This window comes from Pseudomonas bohemica, assembly GCF_002934685.1.
GTDB classification, from domain to species: Bacteria; Pseudomonadota; Gammaproteobacteria; order Pseudomonadales; family Pseudomonadaceae; genus Aquipseudomonas; species Aquipseudomonas bohemica.
Genome location: NZ_NKHL01000119.1, coordinates 234,295 through 249,515, shown reverse-complemented (window position 1 = coordinate 249,515; position 15,221 = coordinate 234,295). Strand labels below are relative to the sequence as shown.

At 59.8% G+C, this 15,221-nt stretch carries 12 protein-coding genes; 5 read left to right on the top strand and 7 right to left on the bottom strand.

The window, feature by feature from the left end:
- Position 1: 1 nt before the first annotated feature.
- The 4 genes from CE491_RS25270 to amaB form a co-directional block, all read right to left on the bottom strand.
- Positions 2 to 916, bottom strand: coding sequence for an ABC transporter permease subunit (locus tag CE491_RS25270; RefSeq protein WP_110951056.1), 915 nt, complete (start codon positions 914 to 916; stop codon positions 2 to 4).
- 182 nt (positions 917 to 1,098) lie between these two features.
- Positions 1,099 to 2,232, bottom strand: coding sequence for a branched-chain amino acid ABC transporter substrate-binding protein (locus CE491_RS25265; protein ID WP_110951055.1), 1,134 nt, complete (start codon positions 2,230 to 2,232; stop codon positions 1,099 to 1,101).
- Positions 2,233 to 2,587: 355 nt separating this feature from the next.
- Entirely contained in the window at positions 2,588 to 3,871 is a 1,284-nt protein-coding gene (gene amaA, locus CE491_RS25260; RefSeq protein WP_110951054.1) for an L-pipecolate oxidase, read from the bottom strand.
- A 348-nt stretch (positions 3,872 to 4,219) separates the two neighbouring features.
- Positions 4,220 to 5,722 carry an L-piperidine-6-carboxylate dehydrogenase gene (amaB, locus tag CE491_RS25255; RefSeq protein WP_110951053.1) on the bottom strand — a complete coding sequence of 501 codons (1,503 nt, stop codon included), beginning with the start codon at positions 5,720 to 5,722 and terminating at the stop codon, positions 4,220 to 4,222.
- Positions 5,723 to 5,883: 161 nt separating this feature from the next.
- On the opposite strand from amaB, the gene CE491_RS25250 reads away from it, so the two are divergent.
- The 4 genes from CE491_RS25250 (at position 5,884) to CE491_RS25235 (ending at position 10,398) form a co-directional block, all read left to right on the top strand.
- The gene (locus CE491_RS25250; RefSeq protein WP_110951052.1) at positions 5,884 to 6,789 is read left to right on the top strand and encodes a LysR family transcriptional regulator; all 906 of its coding nucleotides are present in this window, start codon (positions 5,884 to 5,886) and stop codon (positions 6,787 to 6,789) included.
- Positions 6,790 to 7,072: 283 nt separating this feature from the next.
- Entirely contained in the window at positions 7,073 to 8,272 is a 1,200-nt protein-coding gene (gene pncB, locus CE491_RS25245) for a nicotinate phosphoribosyltransferase (protein WP_110951051.1), read from the top strand.
- A 63-nt stretch (positions 8,273 to 8,335) separates the two neighbouring features.
- Positions 8,336 to 9,163 carry an ammonia-dependent NAD(+) synthetase gene (gene nadE / locus CE491_RS25240; RefSeq protein ID WP_110951050.1) on the top strand — a complete coding sequence of 276 codons (828 nt, stop codon included), beginning with the start codon at positions 8,336 to 8,338 and terminating at the stop codon, positions 9,161 to 9,163.
- Between the two features lie 218 nt (positions 9,164 to 9,381).
- Positions 9,382 to 10,398, top strand: a complete 1,017-nt coding sequence (locus CE491_RS25235; RefSeq protein WP_110951049.1) for a DUF1338 domain-containing protein — start codon at positions 9,382 to 9,384, stop codon at positions 10,396 to 10,398.
- A 135-nt stretch (positions 10,399 to 10,533) separates the two neighbouring features.
- Here the strand turns inward: CE491_RS25235 and azu are convergent, their stop codons facing one another.
- Positions 10,534 to 10,980 (bottom strand): azurin, encoded by a 447-nt coding sequence (gene azu / locus CE491_RS25230; RefSeq protein ID WP_110951048.1) that lies wholly within the window; start codon positions 10,978 to 10,980, stop codon positions 10,534 to 10,536.
- A 429-nt stretch (positions 10,981 to 11,409) separates the two neighbouring features.
- Here azu and CE491_RS30445 point away from each other — a divergent pair, with 429 nt between their 5' ends.
- Complete coding sequence (locus tag CE491_RS30445; RefSeq protein ID WP_199885248.1) at positions 11,410 to 11,571, top strand: hypothetical protein; 162 nt, start codon at positions 11,410 to 11,412, stop codon at positions 11,569 to 11,571.
- A gap of 161 nt (positions 11,572 to 11,732) precedes the next feature.
- Here CE491_RS30445 and CE491_RS25225 read toward each other — a convergent pair whose 3' ends face one another.
- Together CE491_RS25225 and CE491_RS25220 are read right to left on the bottom strand one after the other, a co-directional pair.
- The gene (locus tag CE491_RS25225) at positions 11,733 to 12,629 is read right to left on the bottom strand and encodes a transglutaminase family protein (protein ID WP_110951047.1); all 897 of its coding nucleotides are present in this window, start codon (positions 12,627 to 12,629) and stop codon (positions 11,733 to 11,735) included.
- Complete coding sequence (locus CE491_RS25220) at positions 12,629 to 15,130, bottom strand: circularly permuted type 2 ATP-grasp protein (protein WP_110951046.1); 2,502 nt, start codon at positions 15,128 to 15,130, stop codon at positions 12,629 to 12,631. Before CE491_RS25220 ends, CE491_RS25225 begins: the two co-directional genes overlap by 1 nt.
- Between the last annotated feature and the right edge of the window lie 91 nt (positions 15,131 to 15,221).

Below are 15,221 nucleotides of genomic sequence, written 5' to 3'. Positions count from 1 at the left end.
GTTACACCTTCGCCACGAGTGGGCGACCCAGCAGGCCTTGAGGACGGAAGATCAGAATCACTACCAGCAGGCCGAAACTGAACACGTCTTTATAGTCGGAGTTGATCAGACCGGAGAATTGCGACTCGGCAACCCCCAGGATCAACCCGCCGAGCATCGCGCCCGGCAACGAACCAATACCGCCGAGTACCGCTGCGGTGAAGGCCTTGATACCGATGACGAACCCGGCGAAAAAGTCGAAGGTGCCGTAGTTCATGGTGATCAGCACGCCCGCCAGGGCAGCCATGGCTGCGCCGATGACGAATACGTAAGAAATGATCCGATCAGTGTTGATGCCCAGGATGGAGGCCATTTTGCGATCTTGCTGCGTAGCGCGGCACATCCGGCCCAGCTTGGTGTACTTGATGATGTAGGTCAGCACGCCCATGCCGATGAAGGCGGCAATCAGGATGAAGATCTTGGTGTAGGTGATCTGCACGAACCCACTACCAACGTCAAAGCGCATGGCGCCTTCGAGCAGCGTCGGAACGCCTTGTTGACGTGGGCCCTGGGCGATCTGCGCGTAGTTCTGCAGGATCAGGGAAATACCGATGGCGCTGATCAGCGGCGCCAGCCGCGTCGAGTTACGCAGCGGCCTGTAGGCCACGCGCTCGATGACGAAGCCGTACACACCGGTCACCACGATGGTGAAGATCAGCGTGCCGAGAATCAGGAAGGGGAAAGATTCGACGCCGAAGAATGACAGCACGGCCAGGCCGATGGCTGCGAGATAGGCGGAGATCATGTATACGTCGCCGTGGGCGAAGTTGATCATGCCAATGATGCCGTAGACCATCGTGTAACCGATGGCGATCAGGCCGTAGACCGAACCCAGGGTCAGGCCGTTGACCATTTGCTGCAGGAAAATACCATCCATCACGCACGCTCACGAACTGGAAAGGCCAACCTGGCGCGTGGCGGATGTCTCCTCGTGAGAGACAGCGGCACGTGCGCGAAGGCAACAGAAGATCCGATGCTGCGCGGGACAGCATCGATTACCGAAGGGGTCGAATCGAGGTTCCAAGCCCGCGAAACGACCCATCCGACTAGGCGCTCAACTTACTTCTGCTTTTCGAGCTGGTGGTATTTGCCGTCCTTGTCCCACTGGTAGACCACGTAGTCGGAGACTTTCAGGTCACCTTTGGTATCCCAGGCTTTCTCGCCCATGACGGTTTTGACCGGGTGGGATTTCAGGAACTCGGCAGCTTTTTCGCCTTCGTTCGACTTGGCGCCGTTGAAGCCAGCGGCCAGGGCCTGAACCGAAGCGTAGGCGTACAGGGTGTAGCCTTCAGGCTCGTAACCGGACTTGCGGAACTGCTCTACCACAGCCTTGCTGTCTGGCAGCATGCGCGGGTCGGCGCCGAAGGTCATGTACACGCCGTCGACGTATTGTGCGCCGCCAGCGGTGGTGACCAATTCGTCGGTTACAACGCCGTCGTCGGACATAAATTTCACGTCTTTGAGGCCTTGTTCACGCAGTTGGCGAACCAGTGGACCGGCTTCCGGGTGCAGGCCGCCGAAGTACACGACATCGGCCCCCACGCTGCGGATCTTGGTGACCAGGGCGCTGAAATCTTTCTCGCCGCGGGTCAGACCTTCTTCCAGCACTGGCTTGACGCCGCGAGCGGTCAGCCGTTTGGCGGTGGCGTCTGCCAGGCCCTTGCCGTACGTGTCTTTGTCGTTGATGACAGCGATTTTCTTGCCTTTGAGGACATCGACGATGTAATCGCCAGCGACCACGCCTTGCTGGTCATCACGGCCGCACATACGGAACATGGCGCTCAGGCCGCGTTCGGTAACGGTCGGGTTGGTGGAACCTGGGGTAATCGCGATGATGCCAGCTTCGTCATAGACCTCCGAAGCGGGAATGGTCGAAGACGAGCAGAAGTGACCGACCACACCTGCCACTTTGTCCGACGCCGCTTTATTGGCCACGGTCACTGCCTGTTTTGGCTCGCAAGCATCGTCGTACGCAATCAGAACGATGTTCTCACCGTTGACTCCCCCCGCTTTGTTGATCGCATCGGCTGCCGCTTGAGCGCCTTTCATGTACTGCTCACCGAATGAGGCGTTGGCGCCTGTCATTGGACCTGCGACGCCGATCTTGACGTCAGCCTGGGCAAAAGTAGCCGCACCCATTGCAGTAGCGACTGCGAGTGCCAGAAAGCCTTTCCTGTAAAACGTCTGCGACATGAGTTGGTGCTCCTAGGTTTTTAATTAGCACTGCGACCACGCATAACCCGTGAGCAAGTGGCGTGCCATCGGTTTTTTATTCTGCAAAAAGTCGTTGTTTTGTTGTTATTCGACTGTTCGAGCCCTTTTTCGCTGGGCGTGCAACCGTCTAAACCGCGCAAGGTGCAACCCTGCGACTTAAAAAGAGCAACCCTCCCTGATAAATTTCGCAACCCGGCCAAACTGGCCTGTACAACCCTGTTGTTACGGCATGCGTCACCGAAGTGCACACCATCAGTGCGCAACCGCTACGGGACGCACCATTTGAGGTTAGTGGATATACGCAAAAGCGTTGTTTTATGTCAGGAAATTGGTCTCAGATCACAATTCTCAGGCACTGCCCGGCATGGTATAGCGAAAAGCCAGCCTCATATAACGAGCTGCGCAAACCAATGGCGGAGAGCGGCTGCATGGGGGTGAACGGAATCGGCAAAACATCCGCGCGACCGCTGCACAGATAATCGGCGAACGCCTTGCCCACGACGGTGCCGGTGGTATTGCCGCGACCGTTGTAGCCAGTCATAGCGACCAGTCCTGGTGCAGGCTCATACATGCGCAGTAAATGATCGGGCGTGAAGTCGATGCAGCCAGTCCAGGTGCATTCCCACTCGACCCTCTTCAGGTACGGGAAGTAATGCTGCTGAACACGATCGGCCCATGCCTTGAGAAACCAGATCGGCTTCTGATTGCCGTTGCCCAGACTGCCCAGCAACAGGCGTCCATCGGCGTCGCGACGAATGCTGCTCAGGACCTGGCGCGTATCCCAGGAGCCTTGTCCACCGGGCAGAATCTGCCGGGCCGCGTCTTCGGTGAGCGGCGCGGAGGCGACCTGATAGTAGTAACCGGGGAAGAAACTTCGACGCAGTTCGGTCCATTGGCCTTCGGTGTAAGCATTCGAGGCGATGACCACTTGATCGGCGATGACCGACCCCTGCTCAGTGATCACGCACCAGCGCTGGTTTTGACGCTCCAGCCGCCTGACCGGCGAGTGATCGTAACGCTCGCCGCCAAGCTGGGTGACTGCAGCAGCCAAACCGCTGGTGTAGGCCATCGGGTTGATGGTGCCGGCACGATGGTCGAGCAAGGCGGAAGTGATTTCGCGGGTGCCGGTGGCTTCCTGGCAGGCTTTGCCCGTCAGCAGCTCGATGGGCGCTCCGCGCCGCCGCCATTGTTCCTCGCGGTTGCGCAGATCGACTTCGCCCTTGGCGTTGTGCGCCATGTGCAGCGTGCCCTTGCGCGTGGCCTGGCAGTCGATCGCGTATTTTTCAATCAGGTTGAAGACCAGCGACGGTGCATTGCCCAGCATGGTATTGAGCTGGCTGCCGATGTTCTCGCCGAAACCGGCCTCGATCTCGTCGGGTGGAATCCACAGCCCGGCGTTGACCAGACCCACATTGCGCCCCGAGCCGCCCTGGCCGGTACGATGAGCCTCGACGATGGCGACCTTCTTGCCTTGTTCAAGCAGATAAATCGCTGCCGACAATCCCGTGATACCTGCGCCGATGACGCACACGTCAACGCTGACCTCACCCTTCAACGCTGGCGCCTCAGGCCTGTGCGGCGTCAGCGTTTCCCACAGACATTCTTCGCGTAGCGGCATCGCAAAACCTCGGAGGAGACAATGATTCAACTTATGCTGGCCGACCGTTCCGACGCTCCGCGTTGGAACGCATCCGGTGACGCCCTGTGTCACACAAAAACGCACGCAGAGCGTCCATCAAAGCGTGCCCACGCCGAGCGCAGGCACGATCATCAATGGCGTTTGTTCTGCCCCCTTCGCGAGCAAGCTCGCTCCCACAGAACGGTTGCGATCAAACCTGTGCTACACCGCATCCCTGTAGGCGCGCGCTTGCCCCGATTGTGGCGTATCAGTCACGCATGCTCGTCCGACACCCCGCCCCCGCGAGCACGCTCGCTCCCATAAGGGAACGGCGCTTACATTACGACATCAATCGAACGTAATGCCCTGCGCCAACGGCAGTTCGCGGGAGTAGTTCACGGTCGCGGTCTGGCGGCGCATGTAGCCTTTCCACGAATCGGAACCCGACTCACGGCCGCCGCCGGTCTCCTTCTCGCCACCGAACGCGCCGCCGATCTCTGCACCACTCGGGCCAATGTTGACGTTAGCGATACCGCAGTCGCTGCCCAGAGACGAAATGAATTGCTCGGCCTCACGCACGTCGGTGGTGAAGATGCACGAGGACAGGCCTTGCGGCACGTCATTGTTCAGACGCACCGCTTCGCTGAACTCGTCGTAGCCGACCACGTACAGAATCGGCGCGAAGGTTTCGCTACGCACCACATCGCTCTGCTCCGGCATCTCGACGATGGCAGGCGAGACGTAATAGGCGTTGGGGAATTTGTCGGCCAACTCACGCTTGCCGCCGAACACCTTGCCACCTTCGCTCAAGGCCTGTTCCAGGGCTTCCTGCATGTTTTCGAAGCTTTGCCTGTCGATCAGGGGGCCGACCAGGTTGCCTTCCAGCGGATGACCGATGCGCACTTTGGCGTAGGCCGCTTTCAATCGCTCGACGAACTCAGCCTTGACCGACGAATGCGCAATCAGACGGCGCAGCGTGGTGCAGCGCTGGCCGGCAGTGCCTACGGCGCTGAACAGCACGGCGCGTACGGCCAGGTCCAGGTCGGCGCTCGGGGTCAGGATCATGGCGTTGTTGCCGCCCAGTTCCAGAATGCTGCGGGCGAAACGTGCGGCGATCTTCGGCGCCACTTCGCGGCCCATGCGGGTACTGCCGGTGGCACTGATCAGCGCGACGCGGGCATCGTCCACCAGCGTTTCGCCGGCTTCACGACCGCCGATGACACATTGAGCGAGGAACTGCGGCGCATCGGCGAATTGAGCCGCGACACGATCAAACAGCGCCTGACAGGCCAGTGCGGTCAGCGGGGTCTTTTCCGACGGTTTCCAGATCACCGAGTTGCCGCAGACCAGCGCCAGCGCGGTGTTCCACGACCAGACCGCGACCGGGAAGTTGAACGCACTGATCACGCCGACCACGCCCAGTGGATGCCAGGTTTCACGCATGTGGTGACCCGGGCGCTCGGACGCGATCGTCAGGCCGTAGATCTGGCGCGACAGACCCACCGCGAAGTCGCAGATGTCGATCATTTCCTGCACTTCGCCCAAGCCTTCCTGAGTGATCTTGCCGGCTTCCCACGACACCAGCTCGCCCAGCTCGGCCTTATGCTTGCGCAGGGCTTCGCCAAACAGACGAACCAACTCGCCGCGGCGCGGGGCAGGCACTTTGCGCCAGGCTTCGAAGGCGTGCTCGGCGCGTGTAATGCGTTGCTCGACCTCGGCGGCACCTTCCCAGCTCACCGAAGCGACCTGACTGCCATCGATCGGCGTATGAACAGGCTTGTCACCCTTCTGATAAAGAGCAGGGTCGACACCGAGGCCTTTAAGTAAGTCGCTGAGTAGAGCGTTGGGCATGATTTCTCCTGGATTCTGGTAAGCGTTAACGCGAATGCGGAATGCTGGGATACGGTGGTTTCGTCAGCCTCTAGTAATAGCCGGCCTTGAGCAGGTCAACAAACGACCATTAAGCGAGATATCATTCCGTTTTTTCATGCTGACGCCGAGCACGCCTGAATATGCTGAACAAACGTCATCTCCCTTCCGTCACGGCGCTGCAATGTTTCGAAGCGGTCACCCGGCACCTGAGTTTTACCCGCGCCGCCGAAGAGCTGAACCTGACGCAAAGTGCAGTCAGCAAGCAGGTCGCACAGCTTGAGGAAATGGTCCAGCACTTGCTGTTCAGGCGCGTGCGTCGGCGCCTGCAATTGACGCCTGCCGGCGCGCTGTATCTGGCGGAGGTGCGAAAAGTCCTCACGCAGATGGAGATGTCGACGCACTTTCTGCGCTCCTACGGCGGCGAGACCGAAGTCCTGCGCGTCTCAACGCCTTCGACGTTTGGCGCGCGCTGGCTGGTCCCACGGCTGAAGGGTTGGCGTCTGCGTCACCCGCATATTCATCTGGATCTGGTCAACGAGCAGGAAAGCGACGACCTGGCCCAGAGTCGCTGCGACATGTCGTTCTATTTCGGTCAGGGCGCCCGCCCCGGCGCGGAAAGCGTGAGGCTGTTCGGGGAGGAACTGGTCCCGGTCTGCTCTCCTGGCAGCCTTCCCGAGAAACCCTTTACCGATCCGACCCAGCTTGCCGATCTGGTGCTGCTGCAAAACGCTCATCGCCCGCAGGGTTGGCATGACTGGTTCGAAAGTCAGGGCTACCAGACCGAACACAGCTACCACGGGCCGCGTTTCGAGACGTTCTATATGTGCATCCGCGCCGCCCAAGTGGGTTGCGGCGTGGCGCTGCTGCCCAGATTCCTGGTGGAAGAAGAACTGGCGGACGGCAAGCTGATCATTCCCTGGCACCACGCACTGCCGAGCCGCGATGCGTATTACCTGGCCTACGCGGAACACGCGGCCGAAGTGCCGAAGATTCGGGTGTTCGTGGAATGGATGTTGGAACAGCTTGAGGAACCGAGTCCACATTAAGCCTGTAATACCGCGCTTGCCCGCGATAGGGCCGAGTCAGAAATATTTAAGTTAAGTGACACACCGCCATCGCGGACAAGCTCGCTCCTACACGAGATCGGTACTTGGCGGAAACAAATCTGCCCCAATCCGGCGACGACTGGCATTATGTCCGTCATCGTCAATAACAAGCCGGACGTAGTGGCATGAAGCCAATATCCGCCGCCGCCACAAGGCTGTATGCGACACCGACTCGATTTTCATGAGCCGCACATTTGCGGCCCCTGCTGGCTGGAGCGACACAATGAGTGAGAGCGCTTTCGCAGATCGCATCGTTCAGAACCTGCTCGATACCGACCTCTACAAGCTGAGCATGATGCAGGCTGTGCTGCACAACTACCCCAACGTCGACGTCGAGTGGGAGTTTCGCTGCCGCAACGGGGAAGACCTGCGGCCTTATCTGATGGAGATTCGCCACCAGATCGAACAGCTGTGCGATCTGTCCCTGAGCGCCGAAGAAACCCGGTTTCTGGAGCGCATCAACTTCATGAAGCCGGATTTCCTGCGCTTCCTCGGCCTGTTCCGCTTCAACCTGCGCTACGTGCAGACCACCATCGAAAACGACGAGCTGTGTATCCGTCTCTCGGGCCCCTGGCTACATGTGATCCTGTTCGAAGTGCCGATTCTGGCCATCGTCAGCGAGGTGCGAAATCGTTATCGCAACCCCAACACGCTGCTGAGCCAGGCCCGCGATCAGCTGTATCGCAAGTTCGACTGGCTGACCGCCACCGCCACGCCTGATGAGCTGGCAGAACTGAAAGTCGCTGATTTCGGTACCCGCCGACGTTTCTCGTTCGCGGTGCAGGAAGACGTGGTTTCGGTGCTGAAAAAGGATTTCCCGGGCCAGTTCGTCGGCACCAGCAACGTGTATCTGGCACGCAAACTCGACCTCAAACCGCTCGGCACCATGGCTCACGAATGGATCATGGCGCACCAACAACTAGGACCGCGACTGATCGACAGCCAGATCGCCGCGCTCGATTGCTGGGTTCGCGAATACCGCGGCCTGCTGGGGATTGCCCTGACCGACTGCATCACCACCGACGCCTTCCTGACCGATTTCGATCTGTTCTTCGCCAAACTGTTCGATGGCCTGCGCCATGATTCGGGCGATCCGGTGCAGTGGGCCGAAAAATGCATCACTCATTACCAGAAGCTCGGCATCGATCCGATGAGCAAGACGCTGGTGTTCTCCGACGGGCTGAACCTGCCCAAGGCGCTGAAAATATTTCGTGCGCTGCGCGGTCGGATCAACGTCAGCTTCGGGATCGGCACCAACTTGACCGCCGACGTGCCGGGCGTCGAGCCCATGAGCATCGTGCTTAAAATGACCGCCTGTGCCGGTCAGCCTGTCGCGAAGATTTCCGACGAACCCGGCAAGACGCAATGCAAGGACCCGGAATTCGTGTCCTACCTGCGTCACGTATTCAAGGTGCCAGCCTGACTCGAGCACCGTTTCCACCTTTATTGAATGCCTATTTTTCTTCTTCTTAAAAAGGAGTCAATCATGCAAGCCGTACAGCTCGAGATCGCCAAAGAGCTCAAGGTTCAGGCGCCCTTCGCCAATCAGGGCGAGCTTGAAACCGAGGTCGCACGTCGAATCCAGTTCATCAAGGACTGCCTGCAGAACGCTCGCCTGAAGGTACTGGTGCTGGGTATCAGCGGCGGCATCGATTCGCTGACCGCGGGCCTGCTGGCGCAACGCGCCGTGAGAGAACTGCGCGAAAGCACCGGTGACAACGCCTACCAGTTCATCGCCGTACGCCTGCCGTATCACATCCAGCACGACGAACACGAAGCCACGGCCTCGATGGATTTCATCAATCCGGACGAGCGTCACACCGTGGACATCGCGCCATCGGTCAAAGCGCTGGTCGAGCAGGTCAAGGCGTTCGAAGGTCAGTCCGATGCGGCCGTCGACTTCGTCAAAGGCAACGTCAAGGCGCGCACACGCATGGTCGCGCAGTACACCATCGCCGGTGTACGCGGCGGTCTGGTGATCGGCACCGACCACGCAGCGGAAGCGGTGATGGGCTTCTTTACCAAGTTCGGCGACGGCGCCTGCGACCTCGCGCCGTTGAGTGGTCTGGTGAAAAATCAGGTGCGAGCCATCGCACGCAGTCTCGGTGCGCCGGAGAACCTGGTCGAGAAAATTCCGACTGCTGACCTCGAAGACCTGGTACCGGGTAAACCGGATGAAGCGTCCCACGGCGTGACGTACGCCGAGATCGACGCCTTCCTCCACGGCCAACCGCTGCGTCAGGAAGCGTTCGACATCATCGTCAATACTTACCGCAAGACTCAGCACAAGCGCGATCTTCCCTACGCCCCTTGAAAACGACTCGAGCAGGAGCGCGCTTGCCCGCGATGGCAATCTGTCAGACACATCATCTCAAGCTGACACACTGACATCACAGGCAAGCGCGCGCCTACAAGGCCTGCTTTTGCGTCGTTCAATCGAAAACGGAATGAACCCTTCGTTTTTTTTCGCTTGATGGCGCCTGCCATCGGGGCTTACATAGCGTCCTGACTTTCCCGCTCAGAGGGCTATCCATGACCGCTTTCCCAGGCCTCTTCTCGCTCGTTGCTTCAACCGTCGGCCAGCCTGCCGCAGACTGGCTCGAACGCCGTGTCGAAGTTCCGCACACGCTGCAGAATTTCTCCTGGTCCGACGATGGGATTCATCGTGTGTGGCTGGCCGAAGCGCTGAACCTGTGTCTGTTCCACAAACTGGTGGAAGCGGTGCCGGATGGCCTGCGGTATGTCGATGAGCAGTTCGAAAGCGGTCGCAAGGTGGTGTTTGATCACGGCGCCATCCGCACCGTGGATTGGCCGCACAACGGCGAGCTGCCGCGGGGTCGTCAAGCCTTCTCGCGCTTGCTGGAGCCGTTGGGTTTCACGGACGTGCGCACCTATCCGCTGACCAAACTGAATATGACCGGCTGGGGCTATCGGCAAATGGATCTGCCCGAGGATCTCGCGCAGTTTTTCGTCTCCGAACTGCATCCGGGCCGTCTGAGCCAGGCGTTCCAGGATGCCGTGAGCCGCGTGGTCAGCTCCAGTCGCGATCCGCTGAGCAGCGAAGACCTGAGCACGCTCAAGCGACTGCAAGCGACCCGTCATTGCAGCCTTGAAGAAGCTAAACGTCTGTTGCCGAGCCTGTATCGCGCGTTCGGGCGCCAGCATGGCGTCGTGCAGGAAGCCGACTACCTCCAATTGCTCGGTGAGAGCGCGGAAATGGCGTGGATTTCCACCGAGGGCAACAGCTTCAACCACCTGACTGATCGGGTGGAAAATCTGGAAGCGACGGTTGAAGAGCAGCTTCGTCGCGAGCGGCCGATGAAGGACAGCATCGAGGTGTCAGGGTCGGGTCGCGTGATGCAGACGGCGTACAAGGCCTGCAGCGTGAGCCGCTATCTGCTCGATACCGAGGGGGTGCTCAAGGCGCATCAGGTGCCGGGGTCATTCGTCGAATTCATTCAGCGCAAGATCGATCCCGAGAACGGCAGGATCGACCTGAATTTCGACAGCAGCAATGCGCAGGGGATCTTCAAGATGACTGCATCGTAAAGACCCGTACTGCCGCAATTGCTGTAGGAGCGCGCTTGGCCGCGATAGCGTTGTGTCAGGCAACGAATCGGGTGCAGAAAATCGCATCGCGGGCCCGTGCGCTCCTACAGGCGATTGATCATCACAAGGCCTGCATCACTTCAGAGTAACAGTGCCTTTCATCATGCTGATGTGGCCTGGGAACGAGCAGAAGAAGCCGTATTTTTCCGCTGGATCGAGTTTCGACACGTCGATCGTCAGCGAATCGGTCTCGCCTGCACCAATGATCTTGGTGTGAGCGATGACGCGCGCATCACCCTCTTTCAGATAATCCTTGTCGATCCCGGCGCTCAGACCGTCGGTGGCGATCGGCTGCATGTCGGCTTCTTTGCTGATGACGAGGTTATGGCCCATGACGTTCTTCGGCAGGCTGCCGGAGTGCTTCAGATTGACGGTGAATTCCTTGCAGCTCTTGTCGATTTCGATGGCCTTGGTAGTGAAGGACATCTGGTCGGTGGAGTCGACCTCCACCTTACACTCGGCAGCGAGCAAATGGCCGCTGGCCAGGGTCAGCAGGGATACAGCAACAAGCTTGCGAATCATGGTGAGTCTCCGGGATGGGGTTGCTCTTGTGTTTTTGTATACAAAGAGTGCCCTAACTCTAAACAATTTAACAACTACATATTGTGAAACATGTCTGGGTGGCCGCTATCAGGCCCATCAAGACAATCAAGCTGCACACGATACAGCGTCTTCCTAAGATGGGCATGTCACTCATCAATCAGGTCGATCCTCATGCAGCTCAATAGCCTCTTCCGCAGTTTGCTTGCCGCCTACGCCTGCGGCGCCAGCGGTGATTACGACAGTGCCCGTCAGGATTACAGCCAATACCGCCCCTCCGTTCCCGGGGTGTGATCGGCAGAATCCACAGTGGTGTTACTGAAACGTAACGGTCAGCGAAAAATACAGGTCCGGCTGAGCGTCGTTCTCAGGCAGAATGAACGGACTTATTGCCCGCTTCGAGGATTGCCCATGGCCAAACCCAACTATTCTTTCGCCAAACGTCAACGCGATCTGGCCAAGGAGCAGAAGAAAGAGGAAAAGCTGCAACGCAAGCAGGCCGAGAAGGCAGAGCCTGTGGCTGAAGAAGGTGAGGCAGTTGAACGGCAGGAAGACGACAAACCGGCTGAATGAACGGAATCGCGGATCTCTGAGACAGCCGATTTCAGCATGGGCAGACGCAGCTCCTGTAGGAGCGCGCTTGCCCGCGATGCCTCAAGTCAAGCTGATACATCCCATGTCGCCATACCTCACTAGCGCGGGGCAAGCGCTCCCACAGGCGTACCGAACCCGCCTTACCCCGCAATCGGCATCACTGTCACCCGCACTTCCGGGTCGTGATTGCCGCCGCCCAGAATCACCCCTCGCAGCGGCGAAACGTCTGAAAAATCCCTCCCCCACGCCAGGCTAATGTGCTCCAGCGCAGGCTGAATATTGTTGGTCGGGTCGAAATCCACCCAGCCCAGCATCGGACAGAACACCGAAACCCAAGCGTGCGAGGCATCGGCGCCGATCAGCCGCGGCTGGCCGGGAGGTGGCTGGGTCAGCAGATAACCACTGACGTATCGTGCCGCCAGCCCGCGTGATCGCAGGCAGGCGAGCATCAGATGGGCAAAGTCCTGACAGACGCCACGACGGCTCTCCAGCACTTCCACCAGCGGCGTCGCTACCTGGGTGGCTTCGCCATCGAAGGTGAATTCGTCGAAGATCTTTTCCATCAGCGCCTGCGCGCAGAGCAGCAATGGCCGCCCTGTCGGAAAGCAACTGGCCGAAAATTCAACGAACGACTGCTTTAAATGCACATAAGGCGATTCAAAGCGATAACGGCAGGCATCGAGCAGATCAGGGGACATCTTCGAGGCGCTGTAGGTCAACGTGCTGCGAGCCAGGTCCCACGGCACCGACTGCTGGAAATCCAGCGCCGGACGCTCCAGCACTTCGATGCGCAGGCGCGCATTGACCTGCAATTGGTCATGGGGCCGCTCGAAGGCCAGCCGCGTCAGCGGATTGCCGAACACATCCAACTCGTCCCGCCGCGTGGTCGGTGCCGGGCTGATCACCAACTGCTGTTCCAGGCAACGCTGCCAAGGGCTACGCCGTGGCCACAGGTGCGCCAATTGCTGAGCCAGCGACACCGGTGTGTCGTACTTGTAATGGGTATCGTGAAGAATCTGGTAATGGGCGCTGTTCATCAGACGGACACCGTGCGCTGGCTGACATCATCGACGTGGGCAAAATGGCGCAGCGCCAGGCGGTCGGAGGCCTGGCCACTGGTATCGCCGATGCTTTGCAGCAGATCCCCAAGCCCGTGCAATGCGGCTTTGACGCTGCTCTCACCGAACAGGCCGTTCTCCAGACAACCCAGATCGAAAGCCGCCAGCCGCTGCGTCAACATCGCCAGACTGCTGTCCTGAGGTACACCGAAGTCATCGTTCAAGCGTTTCACCGAGCGCGTCACCAGCTTGAGCTGGAACAGCACGGCATGAGGGTTCTGTTCATCGAGCAGGAGCAAATCCAGCACTGGGATCAACTGCGGCAACGCCAGATACCGAGAGCGATAGGTGATGCTGCTGTTGCCCAGTTCCAGCAGCCAGTCCAGCGCGTCCTGGTCGGACACCGCATCGCTGCGCAGAAATGCTGCCAGACTGGTGCTGAGAAACTGCAGACGCTCGATGCGCCGACCGATCATCAAAAAGCGCCATCCTTCGTCACGGGTCATGTCATCCAGCGCAAAGCCGGACAGCGCCGCGAGGGACATCACCAGGCGGTTGAGGAAATCCAGCAGTTCGCCAAAGTTCGGGGTTTCGGTATCCAGGTGGGTAGCCTCGTGTTGCAACTCCACCAGTGCCTGCCAATTTTCCCGAGACAACTTACCGCGCACTTGGGAAGCAGCCCACTGCAAGCGCTGGAGGTTGGAGCGCAGGCTGAACGGCCATTCATCGCCCAACAAGGCGGCGAGAAGCCGATCATCCAACTCGCTGGGCTTCTCTTCGTCCTCTCTCGGAACCAGATTCAGACGCTCGCCCAATTCCACCGCAGCTTGCAGCGCCAGCGGGTCATCACCATCGACGTAACGCGCCAGCATGATTCGCAGCAGACGCGCGCTGTCGTCGCAACGCTCACAGTAGCGGCCGAACCAGAACAGGTTTTCCACTACCCGCGAAGGCAGATACGGGTCGCGGCGAATCAAGTCGTGCACGCCCAATGAATGGCGGCCCTTCCACTGTTCGCTGCCCAAGGTGCGCTCGCCGAGAATCCAGGTGTCCTTACTGGCGCCCCCGCGCTGCATCGACACCACATCGGCGTCGGCATCGGCGGCCACCCGCGTCAGCCCGCCCGGCAGCACGCGATAGCCGTCAGCCGCCGCCACCGCGTAGACCCGCATGCCGATGGCGCGGGGCTGCAGTTGCATTTGCGCGCCCTGCCAAACCGGCGCGTGGGACAGCTGCGCCAGTTCCTGCGCGACATAGGCGTAAGGCCGGGCCTGCATGCGTGCGGCCAGGGCGTGGCGCTGCTCGTCGTTCAAATCACGGCCGAACACCGGGGCGAAGCTTTGTGAAGGGAACGCTGGTTTGATCACCAGCTCAGGCATCTTTTCCAACGCCTGTGCCAGCACTGGCGGCTCGCCGCACCACCAGGTCGCGATCGACGGCAGGATCAGTTCTTCACCGAACAAGTGCTCGTTGATCTTTGGCAGAAAGCCCAGCAACCCAGGCGATTCCAGCACGCCGCTGCCCAAGGCGTTGGCGACCAGCACCCGCCCTTGCCGCACGGCCTCCAGCAAGCCTGGAACGCCGAGCGCCGAGTCGGTTCGCAGCTCCAGCGGATCGCAGAAGTCATCGTCCAGACGCCGCATGATGGCGTGAACGCGCCGCAGACCGCTGAGGGTTTTCAGATACACCGTGGCATCGCGTACGGTCAGGTCACTGCCCTCTACCAGCGGATAGCCCAACTGGCCCGCGAGGTACAAATGTTCGAAATAGCTTTCGTTGAAACGCCCTGGCGTCAGTAACACCACCAGCGGGACGTCATTGTTACTCGGCGCCTGACGCGCGAGGGTTTCCTGCAACGAACGGAAGAAGCCGGACAGATGCTGCACTTCCAGGTCGCGATACAGCTCGGGAAATGCCCGAGATACGATCAGGCGGTTTTCCAGGGCGTAACCGGCACCCGACGGCGCCTGAGTCCGGTCTGCCGTGACCCACCAGCGGCCATCGGGCGTGCGCGCCAGATCGACGGCGTAAACATGCAGGAACGTGCCTTCCGGCGGCGTAACGCCTTGGCACGGCCAGAGAAAATTGTTGTGCCCAAAAACCAATTCGGCAGGCAGCAACCCTTCAGCGATCAGGGTTTGCGGGCCATAAAGGTCAGCCAGCACGGCATTGAGCAAGCGCGCTCGCTGCGCGATGCCAGCGGCGACCTGTTGCCACTCATCGACCGGAATCAAATGCGGTAGCAGGTCCAGCTCCCACGGCCGGTCTGCGCCTTTGGGGTCGGCATAGACGTTGTAGGTGACGCCGTTTTCCTGAATCTGCCTGGCGAGCAATGCCTGACGCTGGATCAATTGCGAAGGGGTGCTGCGTTGCAGATGCTCATAGAAGCGCTGCCAATGCGGCCGGACAGCGCCGCTGGCGTCGAGCATCTCGTGGTATGTACCCGCTGAGAGCGGATATCGGTCAAGCAGGTCGGGCATGGAAGGCTCGGCAGACTACTAAAGGAGACAGGTTAGCGCAGACAAAGTGACACGTAGTGGCTCGCTTCCCTGCGGCCGCTCTCTGAGTCAG